Raw genomic sequence first — 24,797 nt, 5'->3', positions numbered from 1 at the left:
GTCATGCCTCCAATTAATTTACTGTTTTACTGTTCTGTCATAGCCATCTTGCTTAATTTGCAACCAAGTGCTTAGACCGAGTCTCTCTAATTCTTTCAAATAATCTTCCCATTCTTCCTCAATTTTTCCATTACTCATCCATTCGGCTCTTTTTCTATTTACATAAGCAAATAAATCTGTTTCAATTTTTGCCTTTTCATCTGCTTCCTCTAGTGAGAAAAATACAGGTGGATAAAAGTTCTCAGCTTTAATATGAGGAACCATATTTTTTTCTAAAATATCTAATCTCCAAGCAGCATCTTCTGGTTTTGTCGTATATACGCCGTAATACTCATCTAATATCGCCAGCGGTCCTGCGATATTTGTTTTTTCTCTTATTTCGACTGGTGCCGCGCCTTCTAAAGGAAGATGCTTTAACATACCAGCTTTCTCATCAAATTCAAAAATATTTTGCTGTTTCGTATCCCCATATGTTCCCCAGTTATCTTGAACAGATTGCAGTGGTTCATACAGTTGATCAATCCATTTAGCTGTTAACTCTAAATTCTTATTCGCACTTGTGATAACCATTCTTCCTCTATCAAGACCAAAGCCATTAGTTTGCGCCACATTTTTTTCACCATTTGGTCCTTCTAATGGTGGCATTACATCATAAGTATCGTTCATGCCACTAATATTTCCTTTATCCCATGTAAAGTAAAGACCGTATTTTGAATCTTTTCCTTTCGCTACATATTTATTCCAATCTTGTTCATATGCTTCTACATCAATTAAACCTAAATCATTTAGTTCATTAAAGAATTTTAACGCTTCTTTATATCCTTCTTCTGCTGCAGTAAAAATAACTTTCCCTTCATTGGAAACAACCGTGTGATCCCAGTTATCGCCTAGACCAAAGGAAGCAAATAAGAAGGCTGGGTCCTCTCCCCCTTGATTTACAATAAAAGATAATGGTATTTCATCTGCTTCGCCATTACCATTTGGATCTTGTGTTTTAAAAGCAAGAAGTACCTCTTTTAGTTCTTCTGTTGTTGTTGGCATTTCCAGCCCTAAATTATTGAGCCATTCTACATTTATCCAAGGAAGGCAGTCAACTACTTGAATGCGGCTCTTTCCACTGCCAAGCTCTTCAATCCAAGGAAAACTGTATATATGTCCATCTGGAGCTGTAATCATCGATTTATATTCTGGAGCTTCTTCCAGCACCTTTTTAAAATTGGGCATATACTGATCAATTAAATCTTCAACTGGTATGATGGTTCCATCCTTCGCATATTTCAGTAAATCATAATCACTGAAAGCAGCATCTAAAATGGCATCTGGCAGCTCCCCACTTGCCAACGCTAAATTCCGCTTCTCCACAAATTGGTCTTTCGTATAGTTTTTCCAATCTATATGGACACCTGTCTGTTCCTCTAATCTTTGATAAATTAGCTTTTCATTCGGGTCGGTTGGTGCCAAAGCTGAGCTTTGTGTCATAAAACGAAGTGTAGCTTTCTCTTTCAAAGGAAATGTAACATCAGTTAGTTTTAAATCTTCTGTTGAAGCACTTTTACTTGTCTTATCGCCACTGCAGCCTGTTAGAACAAGACCGGCAACAATAAAAGTGGAAAGAAGCTTATTGATTTTCCCCATAAATGAACCCTCCATATGCTTTTATTTAAATTATTTTAAAGATCCTACCATAACACCTTTTTCAAAGTATTTTTGGAAGAATGGATACATGATTAGAAGTGGTAGACTTGAAATGACAATAGATGCATATTTTATTTTTTCCGCTAATTTACTTAACTCAGCCATTGCTAATTGATCATTAATCATTCCAGGCTGAACTTGGTTTTGAATCAGAATGGAACGTAAAACTAGCTGCAATGGATGTAATTCTTGGTCCTCTAAATAAATCATTGCATCAAAGTAGGAATTCCATTGTCCAACAAAGGCATATAAAGCGATTACAAAAATAATAGGTTTAGACAAAGGCAAAACTATTTTCAGAAATATTTTCAATTCAGAAGCACCATCGATTTTTGCTGCCTCAAACAGCTCTTTTGGAAGCCCTTTAAAAAAGGTTCGTGCTAAGATAATATTCCAGACACTAATTGCTCCTGGCAGAATAATCGACCAAACGGTATTTAGCATTCCTAAATCCTTTACTATTAAATAGGTAGGAATCAACCCGCCATTAAAGAACATCGTAATGAGAAAGAAAACCATAATTATATTCTTCCCTTTAAATCCATCAAGAGAAAGTGGATATGCAGCAAAGATCGTAATAACAATAGTGACAATTGTAAAGCCTAATGAATAAATGACTGAATTGATAAATCCTTTTATCATTAATTCATCTTGTAAAATCCGTTTATAGCCTTCCAGACTCCAATCAGAAGGATTTAAGGAAAAACCTTTACTAAGCAGCACATTGGGGTCTAAAAAGGAAGCCAATAAAATATAAAGTAACGGTAATAACACGATTAAAACGAGTAATATTAAAATTATTTTGTTACTAAAAAGAAGCATTTTATCTGTTTTGGAATGATTTTTCAATGGGTATCCCCCCTTTATTAATATAACCCTTCACCTTCATTTAACTTCTTCACTACAAAATTCACAAATACCAATAAAACGACGTTAATAACAGAATTAAACAAACCTACCGCTGTTGAATAGGCATAATCCCCGGCCTGCAGCCCTACTTTATACACATAAGTCGGCAGAATCTCTGAAGTTGGCAGATTCATAGAGGTTTGCATTAAGTAAGCCTTTTCAAATCCAATCGCCATAATTCCACCTGCTCCTAGAATAAACAACACTGCCATGATTGGTTTTAGAGTAGGAAGATCAATATGCCTTATCCTCTGTAATAGTGTTGCTCCATCGATTGTCGCCGCATCATGTAATTGAGGATCCACATTTGCAAGTGCTGCTACATAAATAATCGATGACCAACCTGCCGCTTGCCATATTCCTGATAAAATATAAATGGATCTAAAATATTCAGGATCTGTCATAAAGGAAACTGGTTTATCGTTAAATACCGATAATAGTGAATTTATTGGACCTGTAGGTGACATAAAGATAAATAACATTCCTGTAATGACAACAACAGATATAAAATTCGGTGCATACAATATTAATTGGATATTCTTTTTGATAGCAGCTCGCCGTACTTGATTAAGGCTAAGTGCTAAAATAATGGGTACTGGAAAGCCCAGTATTAAACCATAGAAACTTAATTTAAGCGTATTCATAAAAATCTCTTTGAAATTGGGAGAAGTTAAAAAATCTTTAAAGTGTGTTAAGCCTACCCAATCGCTGCCGATAATTCCCTTCATTGGGCTAAAATCCTTAAAAGCGATGATTGCTCCATACATTGGGATATATTTAAATACAATTGTTAAAATAATGGCAGGTACTAAAAATAAATACAACGCATAATTTTTTTTGAAATATTGAATAAAATTTTCTTTTTTTTGTTCAGGAAAAAATTCACCTTCTACTTTATGGGAAGTTTTCTTATTCGTTTTTTTCGTTTCAGGTACTGAAACTGACATTTTATTTCGCCCCCTTCTTGAAAAAAATATTGAATGATTAAAATGTCAACCGCTTGACATATTTCTAAATCTCCCTTCTCAGATTATGTATATCAACCGCTTTCAAACTTTTTTCTGTCAACCGCTTGATATATTTGATTTTAAACGCTTTCAATCAATGTGTCAACCGCTTGACTTACTTATTTTTAAAAAAAATACAATCTAATTTTTTAGATTATATTTTATCAAAGGAAACTATTAGATTAGGCCGTCTCACTCTTTAGCAATTGAACAGGTAAAATAACTTCCATTCTTTCATCCTTATTTACTTCATTAATAATGTCCATTAATCTTAATACAGCTGATTGCGCAATTTCCTCAATTGGTTGTTTAATTGTTGTTAATTGAGGTAACAACCTCCTTACACTTTGCGTGCCATCATATCCTATAACTTTTAATTGATTAGGAATCTGAATTCCTAGTTCACTCGCTACTTTCAAACAAGTAGATGCTATTAAATCATCACTAGCAAAAATCCCATCCGTTTCAGGGTGTTCTTTGAAAATCTTTTTAATTGTTTCTGCAGTCGCTTCCTCATCGAAAACGCTATTTAGTTCATAGGTTATGGGGTGAGCTACTTGGTCTTCATAGGCTTTTCTTCTATTTTGGGTTGGTGTTTCTAAATCGCTTGGTCCATTTATATGAACAATTGCTTTACAACCTTGGTTAAGTAAATGTTGAACAGCCAATTTTCCTCCCTCATAGTTATCAGAACCTATTACAGGAATTGTCGGTGATAAGTAATGGTCAATTGCGACAATAGGAAGCTTGGAGTTCTTATATATTTCAATTCCACGATTATAGGAACAAACAATGATACCATCAACTTGGTGCCTGATAAGCATTTCTGCATATGAAGTTTCTTTTGCCACTTGCCCTAAACTATTACAGAGAATAACTTTAAAATCATGATTGGAGCATATATTCTCTATATATAAAGCTAATTCACTAAAAAAGGGATTATTAATGGTCGGCAAAATAAGGCCAATAAAATTTGTCCGTTTTTTAAAAAGAGAGCGTGCTATATCATTAGGATAATAATTTAAATCTTTAATGGCTTGTTCCACTTTTTCTCTCGTTTTTTCACTTATATATCCCCGATTATTCAAAACACGGGAAACCGTTGTTGGAGATACACCTGCCAACTCTGCTACATCTTCTAATTTTACTTTCATGCTAACCACCCGAAAAAACATAGATTATTTTCATCTTAAACTTTATATGTTAACCGTTTTCATACATATTATCATAAACTTGCTCTTTTTGCATCCTCCATCTATCCAATATATTCCTTCTGTATATATAATCTAGATTCTAACAAGCACATTTTTAGTCTTATAAACTCAAAGAAATATTTTTCAAACGCTCCTTACTTTCAATTACAAAGGCATTCCTTTTCATTTTGGCTCTTAATTATGAAAATTCACCTTTTACTTCGCGGGTATTTTTTTCCTTCTCTATGTCTATTATGAAATATAGTACATAAAAAAGAAAAATCATTCCACAACTGTTTTTAGTATGAGGTGAGATATGGAAAACATAAGTAAGAAGAAAGTATCCAGTCATTTGGATCAGAATGTTGGATACCTTAAGGAAGAATTGGGTGTAGGACAAAACTTTGACATAATCCATTTAGATGTGGAATATGCTGGCATTCGAATGGCTATGTTTCTTGTAGATGGATTAGTAAAAGATGATATATTACATTTGCTCATGAAGTTCCTTGCAAAAGTAAAAAAAGAGGAATTAAGAAAAGATGTTTTAAAGAAATTATTGAGTACCTATATACCTTATATAGAAATCAGCACTGTTGATGATCTAAATAAGGTTGTCGATAATGTGCTCTCAGGTCCAACAGCACTCCTTATCGAAGGTATTGACGAAGTCCTGCTGATTGATGCGAGAACCTATCCTGTCAGAGGACCACAAGAGCCTGATACAGAGAGGGTCGTCCGTGGTTCCCGGGATGGCTTTGTAGAAACAATTGTGTTTAATACAGCGCTGACAAGAAGAAGAATCAGAGATCGGACGCTGCGAATGGAATTTATGCAAGTAGGGCGTCGTTCCAAAACGGATATCGTTATTTGTTATATTGGTGATATTGCAGATCCAGATATGGTCGAACAATTAAAGAAAGCGATGTCCCATATTGATACCGATGGATTACCGATGGCAGAAAAAACAATTGAGGAATTTATTTCAGGAAACAACTGGAATCCTTTCCCAAAAGTACGTTATACAGAACGACCTGATACAACGGCCATCCATCTTTTTGAAGGGCATATATGTATTTTTGTAGATGGCTCGCCGTCTGCCATGATCACCCCCGTCACTTTCTGGCATCATTTACAGCATGCTGAAGAATATCGAAACAATCCGCTTGTAGGTGCCTATTTACGCTTTGTTCGCTACCTAGGTGTGTTTGCTTCCCTTTTCTTATTACCTTTGTGGTATTTAGTGAGTATAGAACCAAGCCTATTGCCTGGATCTTTATCCTTTTTGGGACCGAATGAATTAGGGCAGGTTCCCTTAATTATTCAGTTTCTTTTAATAGAAGTTGGACTGGATATGCTTCGTATGGCCGCCATTCATACACCTACATCGCTTGCAACCGCATTAGGACTTGTGGCTGCCTTAATGATTGGACAAGTCGCAGTAGAGGTTGGGCTGTTTTCAAACGAAGTCATTTTGTATTTCTCCATTGCTGCCATCGGAACTTTTGCAACACCTAGTTATGAGCTTGGTTTAGCAAACAGACTTGTCCGGATTGTGCTGTTAATTTCTACCGCTATCTTTAAAGTTCCAGGATATATCGTTGGGGTAGCTCTGTTTATTATCTTCCTTGCAAAAACGAAATCATTTGGAGTTCCCTATCTATGGCCTTTCATTCCATTCAATTACCGTGCAATGAGAGATATTCTTGTCAGAACACCAATTCCTTTAAAGAATCGCCGTCCCCGTATTTTAAATCCAAATGATCCTGATCGATAATTGTCATTCCAGCAATTTCTGCATTTGTATGGTCTTTTTGCCTTAGGTAATCTAAGGCTGTTTTTTTATGTGCTGTAAAGTTCTTTGTCCGAGGATCCTTCCTAAATGGTTAACTACTCCCTCCCCTTCATTCTAAATTCCCTATTTGATAAAACAAAAAAGAAATTATATCTAAAAAAACTAAACAGGTACCTAATAGTATTCTTTGCATAATTTATAAAGAACTAAAGTCCAGACAGAATATGTGGATATGCTATGTTAAAAAAATGGTTGGTTTGAATGATGAAACAGTCAACTTTTCAGAAAGAAAAATATATGTACGTTAATGCCTAACTAGTGATTGATGGCAGAGAATATCATCTTCTACAAGCTTCCTTAACATAGCTGACAAATAAAATAAGAGTATGAGGAGATGATGCTTCTATATGAAAAAAAGAAAGAAAACAGTCGCTTTAATCTTAGGATGTATGCTGCTTTTATCTACCATTTTTCTTTCTGCTTGTTCATTACCAAAACCACCAGGTGAGAATAGTAGCTATGATAAGGTATTCCGTATTGGTTATCAAAAAAATGGACCACTCCTTATTTTGAAGGAGCTAGGTACCCTAGAAGAACGTTTAAAGCCACTTGGATATAAAGTAGAATGGTATGAATTTCAAGCAGGCCCAGCTTTACTTGAAGCATTAAATGCCGGAAGTATAGATTTTGGTCGGTCAGGTGATTCTCCTCCAATCTTTGCTCAAGCTTCTGATTCTACCTTACAGTATGTTGCTGCAGGAAAATCAAAGTTTGAAGGTTCTGGCATTTTAGTGAAGAATGATTCTTCCATCAAGACATTAGTAGACCTGAAAGGAAAAAAAATCGGTTTTGCCAAAGGAAGTAGTTCCCATTATTTATTAGTAAAAGCATTAGAAAAAGCTGGTTTAAACTATAGTGACATAGAACCTGCTTACTTATCGCCTGGAGACGCAAGAATTGCTTTTGAAAAAAAGGAAATTGACGCTTGGGTTATATGGGATCCTTTTACCGCAGATACACAGTTACAAGCTGATGCAACACTATTAGTAAATGGAAAAGGTCTAACTAGTGACCGCGATTTCTTTCTAGCTTCCTCTGACTTTCTTCAGGAAAACAAAGAGATTATTAAAGTAGTGATGAAAGAAATACAAAAATCATGTCAGTGGGCAAATGAGCATCCGGAAGATTTAACAAAAATGCTTTCCTCTATTTTGGGTATTGATGAAGCCTCTATGAACATGGCTGTGGAAAGAAGAGTGTATGGAGTAGAAGAAATAAGTGCATCGATTATAAAAGAACAGCAAGAAATTGCAGATACCTTTTATAACCTCCAACTTATCCCGAAGAAAATAAAGGTGAATGAAAACGTCTATACAATTGATTTAAAGGATGAGGAACAGTGAAGAAAACATCTCTCTACTTCATAAAAAAAATATTGCCGTGGGGTATTCCTATTTTATTGCTAATTAGCTGGCAATGGATTATTAAAGCAGGGATTATTTCCTCGCGAATACTTCCCGCTCCATCGGATGTCTATGTGGCTGCCATCAATCTCTTTCAAACGGGAGAATTAACCCATCATGTATGGATTAGTTTATGGAGAGCGTCTATTGGATTTCTGATCGGTGGTACGATTGGATTTGTATTAGGTTTATTAAACGGCTTATTCCGATTTACAGAGCTATTACTTGACACCTCTATTCAAATGTTACGAAATATTCCCCATTTAGCTCTAATACCATTAGTCATTCTTTGGTTTGGGATTGGAGAAGAAGCAAAAGTATTTCTTGTAGCTTTAGGGGTTTTATTCCCCATCTATCTTAATACTTATCATGGTATTAAATCCGTTGATAAAGGATTAATCGAAATGGGAAAAATGTATGGGCTAAATGGCTTTTCTCTTTTCCTAAATGTTATATTTCCAGGCGCTCTTTCTTCCATTCTTGTAGGTTTACGATTTTCATTAGGAATCATGTGGATTACTTTAATTGTTGCGGAAACAATATCCTCTACTTCTGGGATTGGTTATATGGCAATGAATGCAAGAGAATTTATGAGGATGGATGTAATTGTATTAAGTATTCTCCTGTATGCATTACTTGGAAAACTTTCTGATGTAATCGCTCGTTTTATGGAAACACGATGGCTTAAATGGCATCCTAGCTACCACAAACATTCCTAAAGTAAAGGAGGATTGGAAGATGAGGAAAGAAAAAATATATCTAGAAATAAAAAATCTTGAAAAAAGCTATAATGATACCAAAGTCTTAAAATCTCTAAATCTTAAAATAAATCGAGGCGAGTTCCTTGCAATTGTCGGAAAGAGCGGCTGTGGAAAAAGCACGTTACTTCGCTTACTGTCAGGGTTAGAAAAACCAACTAAAGGCGAAATACTCATCGACGGAAAACCTTTAAATAGTTTAAACAGGGAAGCATGCATGATGTTCCAGGATGGGCGCTTACTTCCATGGAAACGCGTATTAGATAATGTAAAATTAGGACTAAAAGGGAATCGCCGGGAGGAAGCCATTCAGGTTTTGCGTGATGTTGGATTAGAAGACAAGAAAGATGAATGGCCAGCAAATCTTTCTGGCGGACAGAATCAGCGTGTAGCATTAGCTCGGTCGCTTATGCATAAACCAAGACTGCTGTTACTCGATGAACCCCTTGGAGCATTAGATGCTCTTACCCGTCTAGAAATGCAATCTATGATTGAAAATATTCAAATGACCCACGGATTCACCTCCTTATTAGTAACGCATGATGTCGAAGAGGCTGTAGCGCTTGCTGATCGAGTCATTGTTCTTCAGGATGGCGTCATTGCTCAAGATATACCAATTACTCTAGAAAGGTCACGCCAGCGAAATCATGCTGCTTTTGCCTCTTTAGTTAACGATATATTGAAAAAAATCCTCCATCCAACCGACGAAAAGTCTCATCGAATGATTGAGGAGGAACGAAACCTAGCATTAAAAACGATTCCAAAGCTAAATTAATGAGGATTAGTGGAGGAGGCTGACTTTTTTTGTCTGGTCTTCTTCTTTTCTTATTTAGCGTGGTAACAAAACAAACCTAATACCCCCATCACTGAGGATGTGTTAAGCGAACAGTCCCTTGAAAGAAAGACTCCCAATTCCTATAATAAAGGTCATTCCTTTTCATGTTTCTGCATACACTTGTTATTATAGTGGACATGCATATTAAATGAGGGATGATTTTTTTGAGAAAAAAAAAGCCGGTAGCTTATTCACCTTATCGATTTAGAAGAATATGTAGACAATACTCCTTCATTTTGCTTGGTGCAATTATTCAAGGATGTGCAATGGGTATATTCCTTTTTCCAAATTCTATCCCTTCTGGGGGAGCTGGCGGTTTAACTGTTCTCTTCCATTTTTTTTTCAACATCCCCCTAAGTATTATTCTTTGGATGATCAATTCTTCTATGCTCCTTTTTGCCATCCATTTCTTAGGCGGCAGCAGTGCAGTTGGAACATTATTTGGAATTACGATCACTTCTATAGCCGTTAATCTTTCCCAAACCTATTTCAGTACACCCTTTTCCAATGTCTGGATAGATATGCTTATTGGATCCTTAGTACTAGGTACAGGAATTGGCATTCTCTTAAGGCAAGGTGTTTCGAATGGTGGAATCGGAGTTATTGCCTTAATCATCTCCAAATATAGAAATATTAATCCTGGTAAACCATTATTTTGGATAAATGGGGTAATATTTGTCATCACTGCTTATATTATCGATTGGCAAATTGTGATACAAGCCCTCATCTGTCAATGGTTCTCTACAAAAATTGTTGCCTATCTCTATAATTTAAGAATTCGTCTACCCATCTCTGGTCCTGCGTTTGCCTGGCGGAAAAAATAAGGATGTTCGGGATAATCCCAAACATCCTTATCATCTTCCATCAATAGGCTCTAAAAAAGGAATGACTTCTTTCGTATCCTCTTCTTTTTTGTCTTTCTTCCCTTTTTCTCCCTGCTGCTGTTTGTTATCCTCTCCTTTGATTAATAGCAGGGCAAGAAGACCAACTAGACAAGTAAATCCAGCTATTGATAAAAACATACCTAAACGGGACCAATCCATCAGCCTACCGAAAATTGGCGGTCCGATTGCAACTCCCAGGAACCGCACAGAACCATATAAAGAAGTAACGAACCCCCTTCTTTCTTGGCCAACAGCACCTGTAATAAAACTATTAATACACGGCAAAATCAAACCAGTTCCAACACTGCTGACTGCAAGGACTGCTATAAAAGGAACAAGGCCCTTAAATAAACTTAAGCTTGCATAAGATGCAGTGACAAAAATAAAACCAAGAACGATTAACTTTTTCATTAATTTTTGATTTTTTCCTATTTTACTTCCTGTAATATAGGATGTTGTACACATTATTAATAAGGGAATTGCTAGTATTAACCCCTTGATAATTCCATCAATTTTATGCGTTTTCTCTAATGTATCTGATAAATAGAAAAGAATACCGAAGAGCGTAAATAAACAGGTTGCCCCTGCTAAGTATGCCGTAAATAACCATTTTCCTTCATGTTTAAAAACACTTACTAACCCTTTTATATATTTGCTTGGAGATGGAGGCTTTTTACTATGTTCTTTCTCTCTAATGAATATCCATGACAAGATAATAGAAATTAATACAACCATTGGAAAAGCAAAAAATACGCCATACCAAACAATTAAGGCAATGGCAGAACCTAGTATAGGAGAAAGCACTTTCCCAAATCCATTGGATGCTTCCACAAGTCCCAATATCCTACTTTCTTTCGCTCCTTTATATAAATCGGCCGTTAATGCCATTGCTATCGGCGCGGTTCCAGCAGCACCTATCCCTTGTAAAGACCGTCCTACTAAGATCCATGTATAAGCATGGGAAAATTTCGCCGCAGCAAATCCAGCTAATATACCTCCAACGCCATATAAAAACAAAGCAGGAAGAATAACAGATTTTCGTGTAAAACGATCCGATAAATAGCCTAAAATAGGAATAAAGAAAGCGGCAACTACAGAAAAAACCGTTATCGTCATACTAGCTTGAAAAGCAGAAAGATTAATTTCCGATTGCATTTTTGGCAGTATTGGTATTAACATGGAATTTCCTAGTGTCATGATAAGCGGGATAGAACCAATCGCTACTGCAGTCATTTTTGTATTTTTTTTCTTTTCCACAAATACTACCTCCGTTACTGTACAGCATAATCCATTACTTTTATGATTGAGGGATCTTTAGTTAGATTATCCGTACATGGAAAAGTTATTCTGTCTTACAAAATATGTTTAATTCCAGAATACTAACACTTAGCAAGAGGAAAAATACATTAGGTGAGTGTTATAAAACTTGGACAACGGAGGAAAAAAATTGAAGTTATTTATCGAGTATATCCTGGATGAAATAGAACAAATTGGATTAAAAAAAGGCTTTCGCACCTCCCTTTCCTCTAGTAAGAATGAGGAGAATTACCTTAGAGGCACATTACAGTATTTTGATAAAGACTTTTTTATTCACTTTGTCCTATTCTTCAGTTATCCAGAAAAAAACCCAAATTTAACTTATACCTTTTGGATATTAACTCATCATGGCAATGAACAGCTGCTAAAAAACGCTAATGACAAAGAAAGCGAAGAGGCTGAGAACAAAAAGAAAAAGATAGATTTAATTAAAGAACATTGTCTGAGTGAAATAAATGTCAATATTTCTAAAGGCGAGGAAATACAAAAATTATTTAAGAAAATCGAAACTGTTCTCGCAAAGGAAGTCATTATGTCCTAATGCTTTTTGCGATATTAACCAAAAGCTAAAATAAATTGCCTTTTGACCACCTGAACAGGAGAAAAAGGCAATTTTTATTGATTATTCGCTTTTCACCCCATATATAATCAGCCCAATCCCCAATAATATCCATATCATTTTAGCAAAGGATATTTTATCTGTTAAACCCCATAAGCCAACAAAGGTAGTTGCTATAAGTACAAGAGGACCAATAATTGCTAAGGAGCTATTGATTATAAGCGCCTTTTCTATTTCATTTGTCTTCAGCATCAAAAGCGCTGCAGTAATTTCTATGCTTCCAGATAATAATCTTAGGATAACCATTCCGAGAACTGCTTTTTCAATGAACGATAACATATACTCCTCCCACCAATAGCAAAATTTACTACCATTATATGCAGAGGGATGTTTAATAGGACATGTTTTTGAAGCTCGAAAGAGAAATCCTGATGACGAACGGAATGATAAAACCAAATCTATTGTTGAAAAGAACACTGTCTTTTTTTATCCAACTCCCTTATACATGAATTACAATAACCTAATTCCCCATCAAATTTATACCACTGTTTACACTTCAGGCACTTCTTATGTAAAATTTCATTAATCATCAAATCATATCCATAATATGTCATGACTTTTTCAATTTTCATTCCATCTCTTCCTTTCTCCTCTTTCTCCTTTGTTAAAGTATGCAGATTGCTATCAAGTCGTGATAGCAATAAGGATTTTTTTGAAAAAGAAAGAGAATAGTAACCTAAAAAAACTGCACCCTAAATAAAGGTGCAGTTCTTTAGCATGTATTTTTAGTGCTGCTTATTTGGTAATTTGGCCTCTGGATGTCCTTTACCATGCTTTTTATTTTTTTCTTGCTTCTTTTGATCATCCTTTAGTTTTTCCACGAATTTACCTGTGTCTTCCATTTTTAATCCTCCTCAAAGTTGTTCTTGTTATTTTAACCGATTAGCGGATTTACATTCTTGAAAACAAATTAATTCTTATTTAAGGATGATATATTTTATCGTGGCCATCGTTCTTCTCTTAAAGGGAAAACAGGAAATGGCTCATGAGGCAATGTCTGATACCAATAAGCAACAGTAGAAACATCATCCTGTCTCTCAAACAAACCACGATGGCTGACACCAATTTGTTGTACGGTTATCTTGAGATCCTCTTCAAAGCGAATAGGATCCATAATATGCCAGCGATAAAATCCACGCATTGGCGGTACATCATCATTATGGTAAGGATTAACAACTGTATTATCCTGTTTAGCATAAAACGGATAACCTAAAAAAGGTGTAGAATAAGTTGTTTCGTCCATTTTGCCATGCTCATTATATGTTGCAAAACTCCAAGCACCACCAAAATAATCCTCTGTTCCAGTTCCGCAAATTGTCGGATATTCTTTATCTCCATCTAGAAAAACCTTTACCTCCCCTTCTCCCCACCAATATCTTTCTAATGTAGATAATGCCATATACGTACCAACATACTGCCCTTTTCCTTTCACACCATCTAAAATAATATAATCCTGCCCTTTTTCAGTAATACTCTGTCTTCTCCATTGGGCATGAAAATAAGCAATTTCTTTTGGCAAAGAATCATATAAGCAATAGTCTACTTGATAAAAAAAGGCAGGAATTGCATCCTCACATTGATTTTCGATCGTAATGCGTGCTTTTTTATGAAAAGGCATAGAAAAATAACTATTCATTCCTCTGTTCGGATTAACGGCTATAGGCATGGAATTCACTAAACAGCCTTGCCCAAATCCACAGCAAAAGAAATCTCCCAAAGGGCTTTCAACTGATGGATTCTCTTCATCATCCCAATACATTCTGAGAATAATATCTCTCAATACAAACGGATTTTTATCATTTATTTTCGCAGGAACCGTTATCCAAATATGTTCAATAACACCTGGTCCATCAATTTCAGCTAAAACTTTTATTTCGCCTGATTTAATATCTCTTAAACACGGAGCCCCTTTTCTCGAAGGTCCAAGATTACTAGCTGCCTTCCCGCCACCTCCTTTTTCACCAGTAGGATTTTCCGCATTAATCGCTCTTGTTCTTCCATTATTTAAAATAGGTAAAGTAGATAATCCATTAAACATCGTATCACTCCAATTTTTTTATTGTTTAACTCCTCCAGCGATAATTCCTTCCATAATGTTCTTTTCAAATATCATCACAAATAAAATAATAGGTAAAGTAATGAACCAACCCATGGAACTTATTAAATCCCAAGGCACTTCAAAGTTACTTGTTCTTGGAATCGTTGTAATCCCCACACTTAATACTTTAATTTTGTAAGAAAAAAATAAAGGTGTAAAAAACTCATTTAAACATTGGATAAAGTTAATAATACTAACAGTAGCTATAGCTGGCTTCATCAGCGGAAAATACACTTTGAATAATACTTGTAAAAAATTCGCTCCATCTACTTGAGCAGCTTCTTCCAAAGATGGAGGAATTTGTTTAACGAAATTATAGAGAATTAGTACAGAGAAAGGGAGCAAGGAACTTGTATATAAAATGGTTAACCCCAAATAGGTATCAACCAATTGTACAGACTTCATAAAATCGTATAGAGGTCGCGCAGTTATAACAGGTGGGATTAGTGCTGAAAACAACAGCAATTTATATCCCCAGCTAACTCCTCTCGAATAGTCATATCTGGCAAACCCATATGCTGCTGCCGTACCAAATATAATAGAAGCAACTAGAGATAAACCAGTAATCAGCAATGTATTAATCGCCATTTCCCCAATTCCCAATTGAATAAATAAATCTTTATAGTTTTGAAAAGTAATGATCTTAGGAAAGTAATCAATAGGAGTTTGGAATAGAGAACCCTTTGGTGTTATAGATGAAATAAAAATCCAGTAAAGAGGTAGCAAGATAATAATTGCTACAACAAAGGTCAATCCCCATCTAAGAAAAAAATAAAAACTTTTCATCGACCTTATATTCATTCTTTACATACCTCCTAATAGTCATTTTTCTTGATCCCTAATAAACTTATACTGCTGATAATAATCATCATCAAAAATAAAAGTACTGCTATAGCAGAGGCATAGCCAATATTTAAGTTCGTGAAAGCTTCTACTGCAATTCTATATGCTAGTAAGCTTGTCGAATCACCAGGTCCTCCAGTAGTCATGGCATAGACAATATCATAGCTTACAATTCGCCACATGGTGAAAAAGATACATAGTGTCAACAAATTCTTCATTATTAGTGGAATTGTAATAGAGAAAAATGTTCTAACCATATTTGAACCATCCATTTTAGCAGATTCATAAATCTCTTCTGGGATAAACTGAAGTCCTGCTAAAACGAGAATCGCAAAGAAAGGAACATCTTTCCATAAGTCCACCAAAATCACCGCAATTCTTGTAGATTCTGGGTGAATCAGCCAATCGAAGTGAAATGTAGTAAAGATTCTTCGTATTAAATCATTCACCAAACCATAGCTATCATTAAATGCCCATCTTGCTGCTAACCCTGTTACAACCATAGGCATTGCCCATGGTATTAAAACAATTGTTCGTAAAAACTTCTTTCCTTTAAACTTCTGATTTAATAAAACAGCTAAGAATATACCGAAGATCACATGAAAGATCATGGATATGATGGTAAAAATCAATGTAAATTCCAAAGAGGTGATAATCTTATCATCTTTAAAAATAGCAAAAAAGTTTTGAAAACCAATAAATGTTGCAACCCCGCCTTTAAACATATTAATTTCAAACATACTATTAATAAAAGTAACTATGATTGGATAAATAATCGTAAATCCTCTAATAATTAATACCGGTAGTATCAAAATCCAAGCAATAACTAACCTGTTTTGAAAGGATTTATTTAGAAAAGTCTTCATTTGATAGCTCCTTTCCATAAAGAGGATCAAAATTATCTATAAATTTAATCCTCTTTATTTATTTCAAGATTGTACTTACTTGGCCAAACGAGCGATTTCCTTTTGAGCCTGCTCTACCGCTTCATCTAAACTTATTTCATCAGAAATATACTTTTGGAATATCGCTCCAATTCCATTAACAAACTCCATAGCCTGTGGAACTAAAGGTCTACCTCTTAACGTACTATTGCTGATATATTCTTTGACACTCTCTAATCCTTTTGCAGTAAATTTAGGATCATTAATTACATCCAGACGGGCAGGAAGTCTCCCAGACATTTCGCTATATGCTAATTGTCCATCTGGGCTAGCAATATATTGCAGCACTTTTTTTGATGCAGCTTTCTTCTCAGAAGATTTATTTAATACATAATGCCAGGAAGCAATAAAGGCATCGTTTGTCTCAAAAGTTGGCATCGGCTCTATATTCAATTGTTCAGGACTAAATTTCCCAGCTTCTTCAAATGTAGGAATTGCACCTGTATACATAAATAACATTCCATATTTCCCATCAATAAATTTTTGATTCATAGGGTCATAGATATCAGCAAGCTGGGATATCGGGGTCACTTTTTCTTTGTGTGCTAAATCATACATAAACTGCAATGCTTCTTTTGTTTTGGGATTGGTCCAATCAAAATAATCGCCGCCAAAGAGATTAACAAAAGTACCAATTTCATTAAAAACATAACTTTTTTCCCATGAGCCTCCATAACCATATACGCCGTCTTTTGTTACCGCTTTAGCGTATTCAAGAAATTCTTCTTTTGACTTTGGAGCCTCCATACCTGTTTTTTTCAATAATTCATTATTCACCCAAAATGCTAAGATTTCTAAGTAGCTAGGCACGGAAAAGATGCTCCCATTATATGTTGGTATATCCTTTATATATTGCTCAGAAAAATTTTTCACGATTTCAGGAGTCATAACCTCTTTCTCTAAGGGCTCTAAATAGTCTGCTCTTGAAAAAGCTGTAATTAATTCATCATTAACATGCATTAAATCAATTGTATTATCACCTGAAGAAAGAATAGTCGTCATTTTAGCTACCATATCATCAGGGTTAGTAGGTGTAACAATAATATTTAACTTCACTCCAGTTGCCTCTTCTATTTTCTTCTGATAGGCAGACCATCCTGCCTTTGTTGAATCATTTGTCATTAAAGTAATGGTTTCTCCTTCAACCTTACCTTCGCCTCCGGAATCTTGATCAGCATTAGAACTTGTGTTATTTACTCCTACACAGCCAGTTAGGAAAATTGCTGTTACAATCATTATGCATAAAGCTATGCTGTGCCACTTTCTTGATTTTTGCATTCTCTTAACCTCCCTTTTTATAAAGCGCTTTCAAATATGCAAATTCATTATATAAAAGAAAAAAAAACACTTAAATATAAATTCTCATCTAAAAAATATAATATTTGTTGATTGATTATATTTTTTTAAATCTATTGCTTTAATAAACTTTTCTAGATAAACTTATGGATAAAAAGTAAGCGGTTTCTGAATGGAGGAGGAGAAATATTGTATGCGTCTATACTTCTATTTAAAGAAACTTTGTCAAAGATACTTTATTAGTTTTCAAAAGAAGCTTTTATGGAGTTTTCTTCTTACTTCCATTATTCCGTTAATCTCTTTAAGCGTTCTCTCTTATTTCCTGTCTTACAATATTGCAAAAAATAAAATATTTGATTCCATCTCTTATTCAAGTAATCAATTAAATGTAATTCTTTCTAATCGTTTTGAGCAGATGAAAAATGCTTCCAGTTTAATTCAGAATTATTTATATCCTTTAGTAATTCAACCACCACAAAAGTTATCGGACCAATTAGAATCATATAGCTCTGTTAGGAATAATATTATTTACTTAAAAGAAGCTTACTTGTTGGATAATATCACCATTTATATAAAACCACAATTTCTTTTTAGTGATGAAGGAATTACCTTCTTTTCTACAAATGATTTATATAAACGTGGAATAATAAATGACCAGCAACTATCTATTAGTACGAACAAGCTAGAATGGATTCTATCTGAGAATATTAATGAGCCCTTTGTTGTCAATCAGTCTTATCAAAATAAAAGGTATTTAAGTTGTTTTATCACTTACCAAAAGAAGGACACGAAAACAATAGATTATGCCATTTTTCTTGATTTAGATGTAAAGGAAGTAAATCAATTACTTGATGAAAGTACTACTGACTCTTCTATTAATAGCTTTTTAATTGATCAAAACGGGATTATTTTAGCACATAATAATAGCAGGCTTATCGGCCAGCCAATTGAAAAAAAGATATTTAACAAAATAGCAACAATGAATGAACAGCCCTTTAAAATCAAGGATAACCAGTATGTTTTTAAACGTAACGAAATAACTGGCTGGTATATTGTTACAGAAGTTCCAACAAGCTATATTGTTAAAAATACTATAGTCCTTATAAGTATCTTAATTTCTGCGGTCATACTAGTTATTATCATTAGTATTGTCAGCAGTTTATTCATCTCCAAAGAATTAAGTAAAAAAATAAGAACAATAGCTAAAACGATTAAGTCAATCTCTTTAGATAATAATAATCTTATTTCTGTTAAGTTGCCTATAGATAAAAAAAAGGACTTTAAAGATGAATTTGATTCATTGGCAATAACATTTAATAATATGACAGAATCGATAAATACCAATTTTACTGCTATTTTAAATTTCAAAATACAGGAAGAAAAAATGAAATATCAGTTAGAACAATCTAAAATAAACCCTCACTTTCTATATAACATGCTTGATTCTATTAAAACTTGTCAAACCCTTGGTCGAATAGATGATGCAAATAAAATGATATCCCAATTGGCACAGTTCTACCGAATGATTTTAAAGAAAGGCGATGAACTTATCCTAATAAAGGATGAACTAGAAATTGCTCAAGTTTATCTCCAGTTAGAAAAATTAAACAAAAGTATGGAATTTCATTGGATGATAGAGAAAGAGGAAGGAATTGAAAATTTTCTTATTCCAAAATTTGTTCTGCAGCCTATTTTGGAAAATTGTATCCACCATGGAATTAAAAATGTTAACACACCATTATCCATTCAAATTTCTATTACCTATAAAAATGATGCTATTCAATTTACGATCCAAGATAATGGGCGAGGAATTACGGATGAAAAGATAGAAACAATAAATCAGGTTCTAAACAATACTGCATTACGTACAAATCATTTTGGTCTAAGCAACGTAAATTCTCGATTATCTTTATATTCATCCGAAAACCCGACAATACAAATAAGTAGATTACATCCACAGGGTACTCTAGTTTCCTTCACTATCCACCAAATGATATCGGAAGAATTATTTTTTGAAGAATTAGGAGGATAAAATGAAAAAAATTATAATGATTGACGACAACACCGTTTGTTTAGAAGGTATTTTCAAAAACATAAAGTGGGAAGAGATGGGAGCAACCGTTTGTGGGATATATGCTAGTGGGATAGAAGCACTAAAAGAAATAGAAAAAATTCAGCCAGATATAGTTATTTCCGATATTCAAATGCCAGAAATAACTGGAATCGATTTGGCTAAAACCTTATTAACAAAATTTCCTTTTATAAAAATTATATTTATCAGTTCATATGATGACTTTATTTATGCACAGGAAGCAATTAGACTTAATATTTGTGACTATGTCGAAAAGCCAATTGACTATGATTATCTCACTACTGTCATTCAAAAAGTACTCCGGAATATTCAACAAGAAAAAGAAACGATGGAACAGTTAAAACATGGTCAACCAATATTGAAAGAGAAATTCTTTTTAAACCTTATTAATGCTGGTCCAACTTATGCAGAATACATGCTTCAAAATCAAGCTAGTTATCTAAATTTGCAATTTACAAAGAAGCAATACATTTGTGTATATTTAGAGATAAGTAAACATATAGACTGCATGAACAGCCTCGGAGTAGAGCGATATCATCTCAATACTTTTCAACTAATTCATGCTGTAGAAGACTACTTCTCCTCTGAGGATGTCTATACTATAAATCAAGGTGGAAGAATAATTTTTATTGTTGGTCATAAACAATATCCCTATAAATTAAGTACTTTTGTTATGAAAGCTTTCGAGACGATAAAGAAACAGTTTGATTTTTTTACGATTACAATAGGAATTGGTCATGGCGTACAATCTATATGGGAAATTTCAAATTCTTATCGAAATGCAAAAAAAGCAACGGAATATAAATTTATTTTTGGAGACGATAATATATATTCAACAGAAGAAATACATCAAGCTGCTCCTACTCCTCTTTTTCTATCGAGACAAGATGAAGAATTGCTCATTAATTTAATCTCTAAAAAGGACAAACAGGGAATAAAAGAATTTCTAGCTTATATAGAAAAAAACTGGTCTAGTGTATATTATAATAAAAATGGCATTCTCTCATATATTTCATCCATTCTGTCAAAAATTTTGCGTTTTCTCTATGAAGTAGAAATTAAAGATACGGAAATTGTGGAGAAAATAACGCATACCTTTTCTATCTTGGATACATTTAACACGGTAGAAGAAGTTTGTGAAAATCTAGAAAAAATTTGTCTTCTTACTAGCGAGAAAATTCAACAATCTATTCATTCTAAACATAATCAGATCGCTGAACAGATCATACAATTTATTGAGAATCATTATAATGATATGACTCTGAACTTAAATACAATCAGTAACCATATTAATATGAGCCCATCCTATGTTGGATCTATTTTTAAGAAAATTAAAAATACCAGTATATCTAAATATATTACATTTCTAAGAATAAATAAGGCAAAAGAATTCTTATCTTTTACAAGCATACCAATTATGGAGATCAGTGAAAAAGTAGGTTATTCCAATCAATATTATTTTAGTGCATCCTTTAAAAAAGTAACCGGACTAACACCAACTGAATATCGTACTCATTCCACTATTGTTTAAATATTTTTATTCTACTATCAATTTTCTCGATGACACCTATCTGAATATTCATCTTTATTATTCATCCCATCCAATATAAGATTAATATAAATGAACAGGAAAGGGTGTAAATCCATGAAAAAAATTGCTGTTATTGATGGAGGAACTCGTTCAAATGGGAATACAGCACTCCTGACAGAGAAAGTAATCGACGGTGTTCCGGTAGATAATATTCTGCTTAGAGAGTATACTATCCTTCCTATAATGGACATGCGCCACACTTTAGAAGGATTTCAAAAAAGAGAGGATGACTACAATTCAATAGTGGATCGCATACTTCCTCATGATATATTAATCTTCTCTACTCCTATATATTGGTACAGCATGTCTGGTTTAATGAAGAATTTTATTGATCGGTGGTCTCACTCACTTAGAGATTTAAGCTATCCTGATTTCAAAGCGAAGATGGCGACAAAAAAAGCTTATGTCCTGGCTGTTGGTGGAGATAATCCCACTATAAAAGGCATACCTATGATCCAGCAATTTCAACATATTTTTGATTTTATGGGGATTGAGTTTGGAGGATATATTTTAGGTAATGGTAATAAACCTGGGGATATTTTGGAGGATAAAAATGCCATTTTTGCGGCTGCTCAGTTAAATAAGGAATTTTTATAAGGGGTTGGGACATAAATATCTCAATCAAATATAACCCCAAACAATTATACGTAAAAACATTCGTATAATTGTTTGGGGTAACCACCAATAAATGTGATGCTGCTCTACTTTTTTGCTTTTATCTTCGCTACCCCTAAAGCATAATGGCTGAATAAAACATTCTCTATCATCTCTCCTTGCGACTCTTCGCAATCAACAATAACAATTATTTCCGATTGGAATCCCTTCAGTAATCTTCTCTTCTTTTTTACTATAAGTTCTGTAAAAAGACGAATAACAAATCCAAGTAAAAAGCCAGCTGCCGCACCAATTAGGCCCCAGTATATCGGTCCCCATGCAAGCTTAAATCCTATACTTGCAAAAACAACTGATAATGCCGTTGCTAATGCAATACCTATATCAATAAGAGAAGTTCCGTCTGACCGGTGCAAGTCATCAAAAATCTTTCGTTGCTCGGTTCTATTATCAAGTGGAACAACAAATATATTTTCTTTTTTTATCCCCTTTTTTTCTAACGTGCTGAGAGCCATTTCTATAAAAATGGAGTGTTCAAATGTCGAAAATAATTGCATCTTAATTCACCTTTTGTCCTTTTAATACTTGGAAAGACGAAGATTGATATTTTTCCCTAAAATAGGAACGTTGTTCTTTATCATATAACTTATTGTTTTCTACTGTATTTATATAAGAATCAAATATTGCAAACCCATAAATAGATGGAAAAAACAAAAGCCACTCTGGATTAATCACATCTGTCGCTTGTTTGATTTCTCCCAAAAATAAAAGAGACAAAGCTTCCAGACCATGCGATAAATAAAAAAAACACAACTCCCCAAATGATAACAAAAAATGCAGTTATTACTCTATGAATGTATAATTGACCTAAACCAGGCATAAATAGGGACCAAATAATGGCCATAATAGGATTTCTTTTATCAAGATAATTGATTTCCATTATACCAATACTAAAAGAATTAAAGCGATGCTCCTCTCTTTCTACCAGCACAAAGATTTTGTTTAAATCTACCGTCGTTCGATAGCTATCCCAAATAGCGAAAATATAAACTGGGATATAAATGAGTAACCACCTTGTATCCAAGATTTCTTTAGCCTTTTCAATCTCTCCCTGAAATGAATAAATCATCGACAAATTTAAATTGCAGTTTACATTTACTACTACTTCCCAAATAAATAAAACGAATCCCCTCAGGTATTTGGATAAGAGAAGATGACCAAATCCAGGGAAAGCAGCACTCCACCATGCAATGATATAAGGATTTCGCAGGTGAATTTGTGTTGTCCCAAGAGTACTTACATGCGCTCTATATCTTCTTGCTGTATTGTCATTGGTAAAGTTATCCATACTTATATTCACCTTTTCCATATATATATAACTGAGGATAAATAATCACTCCAAGTTATTTTTAACAAAATCATGTAATTCTATCCATCTGCCGATTTTTAAGTACAATAAAACTAGGAGGAAATAAAAAAGATAAGAATCTTTGGGCTATTACGTTTATGTTAAAATGTACATAAATACAAAAATTTTTCAAAAGGGGGAAATGAGTTGTCTCAAGCACTAATATTTGATATGGATGGTACACTCTTTCAAACAGACAAAATTTTAGAACTATCTTTAAATGATACTTTTCATTACTTGCGCTCGATTCATCAATGGGATGGAGACACGCCAATAGATAAATACCGCGAAATTATGGGTGTTCCATTGCCGATTGTGTGGGAAACATTATTGCCTCATCATTCCCTTCGTTTAAGAGAAGAAATAGATGCTTACTTTCTCGAACGATTAGTGACAAATATAAAAAAAGGCAAAGGGGCCTTATATCCAAATGTAAAAGAAGTTTTCTCCTATTTAAAAGAAAATGATTTCTCTATTTATATCGCTAGTAATGGTTTAACAGCATACTTACAAGCGATTGTTGAATATTATCAATTGGATAAATGGGTGACAGAGACATGCAGTATTCAGGATATTGAATCACTGAATAAGTCTGACCTCGTTTGTAGGATTATTAAGAAACATGGAATTACTCGAGCAGCTGTTGTGGGAGACCGCCTATCTGATATAAAAGCTGCAAAAGAAAATGACCTTCTATCTATCGGTTGTAATTTTGATTTTGCTAAAGATGACGAATTGAAGCAAGCAGATATAATTATTGATGACCTTATCGAATTAACTTCTATTCTAGCAGCATCATCTTCATTTCAAATAAAAAATAGTACGATTAAATAATAACTTTCCTATACGGAAGGGAAAAAGTGAATATGCAGGGATAATTTCAGCGCTTCTTGCCATATATTTTCATGGTCATTAACATTAATGCGAACCAAGTTTTGTTTGCTATTTTTAGATTGCCGAAAACTGAAAATGTTGTGATGTAAAACTTAAATCAGCTAAAATGGTTGAAATGTATAAGTCCTTTAGAAATAGACGAGCTCACTTTCTGTCTATTTCTTGGACTGCTTATTTTTATCAACTTCATCCTCATTATTAATATGACCTGTTATAACGTCTATTGAATTATCAAAAAATTTGCTGACTTTCCCTAGTTTCCCATTATCCGTATCTGTATTTTTTGAATTTGGTTTATAATACTTAATAACTACTCCAAATATTGCACTTACAAACACAATCCAACTCCAATATGGCATTAATTCTAACCCTTTTGGTTGCAAATAAAACCAATTTATTCCCAGTACTATATAACTTATAAGTATAAATGCTGATCCAATTATATTTCTGATCATGCTTTAATATCTACCTCCATTTTTTAATCCTTATGCCTACCCGAATAAGAGTTCACTAAGTGCCTAAAGGTCTAAGACCCCTAATTTAA

22 protein-coding genes and 2 pseudogenes are annotated in these 24,797 nt (G+C 34.0%); 10 read left to right on the top strand and 14 right to left on the bottom strand.

What is annotated here, in order from left to right; genetic code table 11:
- Positions 1-18: 18 nt before the first annotated feature.
- The 4 genes from NSS71_RS01350 to NSS71_RS01335 form a co-directional block, all read right to left on the bottom strand.
- Positions 19-1,635, bottom strand: coding sequence for an ABC transporter substrate-binding protein (locus tag NSS71_RS01350; protein ID WP_047941432.1), 1,617 nt, complete (start codon positions 1,633-1,635; stop codon positions 19-21).
- A gap of 30 nt (positions 1,636-1,665) precedes the next feature.
- Positions 1,666-2,517: a carbohydrate ABC transporter permease gene (locus tag NSS71_RS01345; RefSeq protein ID WP_047941616.1), complete on the bottom strand. Its 852-nt coding sequence runs from the start codon at positions 2,515-2,517 to the stop codon at positions 1,666-1,668.
- 44 nt (positions 2,518-2,561) lie between these two features.
- Positions 2,562-3,551 (bottom strand): ABC transporter permease, encoded by a 990-nt coding sequence (locus NSS71_RS01340; RefSeq protein WP_047941431.1) that lies wholly within the window; start codon positions 3,549-3,551, stop codon positions 2,562-2,564.
- A 242-nt stretch (positions 3,552-3,793) separates the two neighbouring features.
- The gene (locus NSS71_RS01335; RefSeq protein WP_047941430.1) at positions 3,794-4,765 is read right to left on the bottom strand and encodes a LacI family DNA-binding transcriptional regulator; all 972 of its coding nucleotides are present in this window, start codon (positions 4,763-4,765) and stop codon (positions 3,794-3,796) included.
- A gap of 355 nt (positions 4,766-5,120) precedes the next feature.
- Between NSS71_RS01335 and NSS71_RS01330 the strand changes: the two genes are divergently transcribed.
- The 5 genes from NSS71_RS01330 (at position 5,121) to NSS71_RS01310 (ending at position 10,479) form a co-directional block, all read left to right on the top strand.
- Entirely contained in the window at positions 5,121-6,581 is a 1,461-nt protein-coding gene (locus NSS71_RS01330; RefSeq protein ID WP_047941429.1) for a spore germination protein, read from the top strand.
- Positions 6,582-7,006: 425 nt separating this feature from the next.
- On the top strand, positions 7,007-8,002 hold the full coding sequence (locus tag NSS71_RS01325; RefSeq protein ID WP_341151237.1) for a sulfonate ABC transporter substrate-binding protein: 996 nt from the start codon (positions 7,007-7,009) through the stop codon (positions 8,000-8,002).
- Positions 7,999-8,781, top strand: a complete 783-nt coding sequence (gene ssuC, locus NSS71_RS01320; protein ID WP_061800256.1) for an aliphatic sulfonate ABC transporter permease SsuC — start codon at positions 7,999-8,001, stop codon at positions 8,779-8,781. Before NSS71_RS01325 ends, ssuC begins: the two co-directional genes overlap by 4 nt.
- A gap of 19 nt (positions 8,782-8,800) precedes the next feature.
- On the top strand, positions 8,801-9,595 hold the full coding sequence (locus tag NSS71_RS01315; RefSeq protein ID WP_341151236.1) for an ATP-binding cassette domain-containing protein: 795 nt from the start codon (positions 8,801-8,803) through the stop codon (positions 9,593-9,595).
- 224 nt (positions 9,596-9,819) lie between these two features.
- Complete coding sequence (locus NSS71_RS01310; RefSeq protein ID WP_341151235.1) at positions 9,820-10,479, top strand: YitT family protein; 660 nt, start codon at positions 9,820-9,822, stop codon at positions 10,477-10,479.
- Positions 10,480-10,509: 30 nt separating this feature from the next.
- Here the strand turns inward: NSS71_RS01310 and NSS71_RS01305 are convergent, their stop codons facing one another.
- Positions 10,510-11,772, bottom strand: coding sequence for an MFS transporter (locus NSS71_RS01305; protein ID WP_061800326.1), 1,263 nt, complete (start codon positions 11,770-11,772; stop codon positions 10,510-10,512).
- A 214-nt stretch (positions 11,773-11,986) separates the two neighbouring features.
- Between NSS71_RS01305 and NSS71_RS01300 the strand changes: the two genes are divergently transcribed.
- On the top strand, positions 11,987-12,397 hold the full coding sequence (locus tag NSS71_RS01300; RefSeq protein WP_341151234.1) for a hypothetical protein: 411 nt from the start codon (positions 11,987-11,989) through the stop codon (positions 12,395-12,397).
- A gap of 81 nt (positions 12,398-12,478) precedes the next feature.
- Here NSS71_RS01300 and NSS71_RS01295 read toward each other — a convergent pair whose 3' ends face one another.
- From NSS71_RS01295 to NSS71_RS01270, 6 genes are all read right to left on the bottom strand, one after another.
- Positions 12,479-12,754, bottom strand: a complete 276-nt coding sequence (locus NSS71_RS01295; protein WP_047941423.1) for a YqhV family protein — start codon at positions 12,752-12,754, stop codon at positions 12,479-12,481.
- 446 nt (positions 12,755-13,200) lie between these two features.
- On the bottom strand, positions 13,201-13,317 hold the full coding sequence (locus NSS71_RS01290; protein WP_082138277.1) for a DUF4023 family protein: 117 nt from the start codon (positions 13,315-13,317) through the stop codon (positions 13,201-13,203).
- Between the two features lie 95 nt (positions 13,318-13,412).
- Positions 13,413-14,513 carry a glycoside hydrolase family 172 protein gene (locus NSS71_RS01285; RefSeq protein WP_047941422.1) on the bottom strand — a complete coding sequence of 367 codons (1,101 nt, stop codon included), beginning with the start codon at positions 14,511-14,513 and terminating at the stop codon, positions 13,413-13,415.
- Between the two features lie 18 nt (positions 14,514-14,531).
- The gene (locus tag NSS71_RS01280; RefSeq protein ID WP_047941421.1) at positions 14,532-15,374 is read right to left on the bottom strand and encodes a carbohydrate ABC transporter permease; all 843 of its coding nucleotides are present in this window, start codon (positions 15,372-15,374) and stop codon (positions 14,532-14,534) included.
- Positions 15,375-15,388: 14 nt separating this feature from the next.
- Positions 15,389-16,282, bottom strand: a complete 894-nt coding sequence (locus NSS71_RS01275; RefSeq protein ID WP_047941420.1) for a carbohydrate ABC transporter permease — start codon at positions 16,280-16,282, stop codon at positions 15,389-15,391.
- A gap of 75 nt (positions 16,283-16,357) precedes the next feature.
- A complete protein-coding gene (locus tag NSS71_RS01270) occupies positions 16,358-17,638 on the bottom strand; it encodes a sugar ABC transporter substrate-binding protein (RefSeq protein WP_328283155.1) in 1,281 nt (426 codons plus the stop codon).
- Between the two features lie 211 nt (positions 17,639-17,849).
- On the opposite strand from NSS71_RS01270, the gene NSS71_RS01265 reads away from it, so the two are divergent.
- The 3 genes from NSS71_RS01265 (at position 17,850) to NSS71_RS01255 (ending at position 21,936) form a co-directional block, all read left to right on the top strand.
- Complete coding sequence (locus tag NSS71_RS01265; protein WP_061800265.1) at positions 17,850-19,688, top strand: sensor histidine kinase; 1,839 nt, start codon at positions 17,850-17,852, stop codon at positions 19,686-19,688.
- A gap of 1 nt (position 19,689) precedes the next feature.
- Positions 19,690-21,279: a response regulator gene (locus tag NSS71_RS01260; RefSeq protein WP_341151233.1), complete on the top strand. Its 1,590-nt coding sequence runs from the start codon at positions 19,690-19,692 to the stop codon at positions 21,277-21,279.
- Positions 21,280-21,393: 114 nt separating this feature from the next.
- Positions 21,394-21,936: a flavodoxin family protein gene (locus NSS71_RS01255; RefSeq protein WP_341151232.1), complete on the top strand. Its 543-nt coding sequence runs from the start codon at positions 21,394-21,396 to the stop codon at positions 21,934-21,936.
- A gap of 104 nt (positions 21,937-22,040) precedes the next feature.
- Here NSS71_RS01255 and NSS71_RS01250 read toward each other — a convergent pair whose 3' ends face one another.
- Both NSS71_RS01250 and NSS71_RS01245 read right to left on the bottom strand, forming a co-directional pair.
- On the bottom strand, positions 22,041-22,508 hold the full coding sequence (locus NSS71_RS01250) for a hypothetical protein (protein ID WP_047941416.1): 468 nt from the start codon (positions 22,506-22,508) through the stop codon (positions 22,041-22,043).
- Between the two features lies 1 nt (position 22,509).
- Positions 22,510-23,299, bottom strand: a pseudogene (locus NSS71_RS01245) (hypothetical protein).
- Between the two features lie 189 nt (positions 23,300-23,488).
- Here NSS71_RS01245 and NSS71_RS01240 point away from each other — a divergent pair.
- Positions 23,489-24,193, top strand: a pseudogene (locus NSS71_RS01240) (HAD family hydrolase); the annotation flags it as partial.
- Positions 24,194-24,408: 215 nt separating this feature from the next.
- Here the strand turns inward: NSS71_RS01240 and NSS71_RS01235 are convergent.
- Positions 24,409-24,708 carry a hypothetical protein gene (locus tag NSS71_RS01235; protein WP_341151231.1) on the bottom strand — a complete coding sequence of 100 codons (300 nt, stop codon included), beginning with the start codon at positions 24,706-24,708 and terminating at the stop codon, positions 24,409-24,411.
- Between the last annotated feature and the right edge of the window lie 89 nt (positions 24,709-24,797).

This window comes from Niallia sp. FSL W8-0951 (assembly GCF_038006525.1).
GTDB classification, from domain to species: domain Bacteria; phylum Bacillota; class Bacilli; order Bacillales; family Cytobacillaceae; genus Niallia; species Niallia circulans.
Note: the sequence above shows the minus strand (reverse complement) of the source record. Positions and strands in the feature narration are given on the sequence as shown.

Coding starts and splice junctions, on each gene's coding strand:
- NSS71_RS01265 (WP_061800265.1), top strand. CDS start 17,850: ATGCGTCTATACTTCTATTTAAAGAAACTTTGTCAAAGATACTTTATT.
- NSS71_RS01345 (WP_047941616.1), bottom strand. CDS start 2,517: ATGCTTCTTTTTAGTAACAAAATAATTTTAATATTACTCGTTTTAATC.
- NSS71_RS01235 (WP_341151231.1), bottom strand. CDS start 24,708: ATGATCAGAAATATAATTGGATCAGCATTTATACTTATAAGTTATATA.
- NSS71_RS01260 (WP_341151233.1), top strand. CDS start 19,690: ATGAAAAAAATTATAATGATTGACGACAACACCGTTTGTTTAGAAGGT.
- NSS71_RS01350 (WP_047941432.1), bottom strand. CDS start 1,635: ATGGGGAAAATCAATAAGCTTCTTTCCACTTTTATTGTTGCCGGTCTT.
- NSS71_RS01295 (WP_047941423.1), bottom strand. CDS start 12,754: ATGTTATCGTTCATTGAAAAAGCAGTTCTCGGAATGGTTATCCTAAGA.
- NSS71_RS01250 (WP_047941416.1), bottom strand. CDS start 22,508: ATGCAATTATTTTCGACATTTGAACACTCCATTTTTATAGAAATGGCT.
- NSS71_RS01305 (WP_061800326.1), bottom strand. CDS start 11,772: ATGACTGCAGTAGCGATTGGTTCTATCCCGCTTATCATGACACTAGGA.
- NSS71_RS01330 (WP_047941429.1), top strand. CDS start 5,121: ATGGAAAACATAAGTAAGAAGAAAGTATCCAGTCATTTGGATCAGAAT.
- NSS71_RS01280 (WP_047941421.1), bottom strand. CDS start 15,374: ATGAATATAAGGTCGATGAAAAGTTTTTATTTTTTTCTTAGATGGGGA.
- NSS71_RS01335 (WP_047941430.1), bottom strand. CDS start 4,765: ATGAAAGTAAAATTAGAAGATGTAGCAGAGTTGGCAGGTGTATCTCCA.
- NSS71_RS01285 (WP_047941422.1), bottom strand. CDS start 14,513: ATGTTTAATGGATTATCTACTTTACCTATTTTAAATAATGGAAGAACA.
- NSS71_RS01325 (WP_341151237.1), top strand. CDS start 7,007: ATGAAAAAAAGAAAGAAAACAGTCGCTTTAATCTTAGGATGTATGCTG.
- NSS71_RS01255 (WP_341151232.1), top strand. CDS start 21,394: ATGAAAAAAATTGCTGTTATTGATGGAGGAACTCGTTCAAATGGGAAT.
- NSS71_RS01340 (WP_047941431.1), bottom strand. CDS start 3,551: ATGTCAGTTTCAGTACCTGAAACGAAAAAAACGAATAAGAAAACTTCC.
- NSS71_RS01290 (WP_082138277.1), bottom strand. CDS start 13,317: ATGGAAGACACAGGTAAATTCGTGGAAAAACTAAAGGATGATCAAAAG.
- NSS71_RS01315 (WP_341151236.1), top strand. CDS start 8,801: ATGAGGAAAGAAAAAATATATCTAGAAATAAAAAATCTTGAAAAAAGC.
- NSS71_RS01275 (WP_047941420.1), bottom strand. CDS start 16,282: ATGAAGACTTTTCTAAATAAATCCTTTCAAAACAGGTTAGTTATTGCT.
- NSS71_RS01270 (WP_328283155.1), bottom strand. CDS start 17,638: ATGCAAAAATCAAGAAAGTGGCACAGCATAGCTTTATGCATAATGATT.